The following is a 1449-nucleotide window of genomic DNA, read 5'->3' as shown; positions in this document are numbered from 1 at the left end:
TGAACTGACCCCATAAAGTTGGACGGTCATTAGCCGGTTAAGGCGCTAAGGACTGAGTCCTGTATTGCACAGGACTCAGTCCTTTTAATTTGGTCTTGATGCGGTGATGGTTATAGTAATGGATGTACTTGCGGATCTCGGCCTGTAACTGCTCAATGCAAGAGAATCGTTTCAAGTAAAAGCACTCCGACTTAAGCGTTCCGAAGAAGCTTTCCATGGCTGCATTGTCCAGGCAATTTCCCTTTCTCGACATACTCTGGGTGATGCCGGTTTCCGCCAAGGTCCGCCTATAAGCATGCATCTGATACTGCCACCCCTGATCGGAATGAAGCATCGGCCGAGTTACTCCCGTTAAGGTTGCTATGGCTTTCTTGAGCATGCTCTTGACCAGGTGAAACTTCGGTGAACGACTTGTCTGGTACGCCACGATCTCGCCGTTGTACAGGTCCATGACGGGCGAGAGATAGAGCTTTTCCCCGCTGACGTTGAACTCCGTCACATCCGTTACCCATTTTTCTCCGAATCGCTCCGCCGTGAATTGCCGTTGAAGTAAGTTGGCCACACTGACATGGCCAGGGCCGCGATACGAGCGGTATTTCTTCGGCCTCACCAGCGATTTCAAGCCAAGTTGGAGCATCAGGCGCTGAACGGTCTTATGGTTGATCACCTCGCCAGCTTTTCTTAGTGTGGCCGTAATCCGCCGATAGCCGTATCGGCCTTTGTGCAGCTCATAAACCTTGCGGATGTGGGTCTTCACGGCAGCGTACTTATCGTCGGCTGCCTGCGCTTGAACTTGGTAATAGAAGGTACTGCGTGCCAATCCTGCAATTCTCAACAGAATCGACAGCTTGTGATGCGGCCTCAATTCCTGCACTAGTCGCGCTGCTTTTGCGCAGCCGCTTTCTCTGCTTGAATCAAGGCCTTCCGTTTTTTTAGGTAGTCCACCTCCGCGCGCAGGTACTCGATTTCATCGAGTAAATCTTGCCGCGTACGTGTATCCTCGACTTTGGTCTTGAGTGGATTAGGGGAAATTTTAGGCTTCATCATCTTGGGGCGTCCTCTCGGCTTGGGTTTCAATCCATCCAGGCCATGCTCATGATACAGACGCTCCCACCGGCTGACCGTGCTTACTCCCCGAAGATTGAACATCGCCTCCACCTCCTGGTAGGACAAGCCTTCCTGCTTCATTCGCTTCAACACCGAAAGCTTGAATTCGGCGCTGTAATACTCGCGCTTCTTGTTCAGGCCATTGAGACCATGGTGCCGGTACCTCTGCACCCAGCGGTGCACAGTTGCGTGATCAATTCCGAATTCTTTACCCGCCGCCCTGGCGCTTCTACCGCCCTTCAAGCAGCGCTTGACCACTTCATATTTAAACTTCGTATCGTACTTCGCCATGAAAAACACCCCAAAAGTTGGATCGGTGTCCAACTTTCGGGGTGCAGTTCA

At 52.0% G+C, this 1449-nt stretch carries 1 protein-coding gene; it reads right to left on the bottom strand.

Translation table 11 applies throughout. The features are described from left to right. Positions 1-37: 37 nt before the first annotated feature. A protein-coding gene (locus J8I26_RS22535; RefSeq protein WP_209609454.1) for an IS3 family transposase occupies positions 38-1398 on the bottom strand; the annotation gives its coding sequence in 2 pieces (ribosomal slippage) (positions 38-927 and positions 927-1398; 1362 coding nt in all). Positions 1399-1449 lie beyond the last annotated feature (51 nt).

Source organism: Herbaspirillum sp. LeCh32-8, assembly GCF_017814915.1.
GTDB lineage: Bacteria > Pseudomonadota > Gammaproteobacteria > Burkholderiales > Burkholderiaceae_D > Herbaspirillum.
The sequence above is the reverse complement of the archived record's forward strand: the minus strand, read 5'-3'. Positions and strand labels throughout refer to the sequence as shown.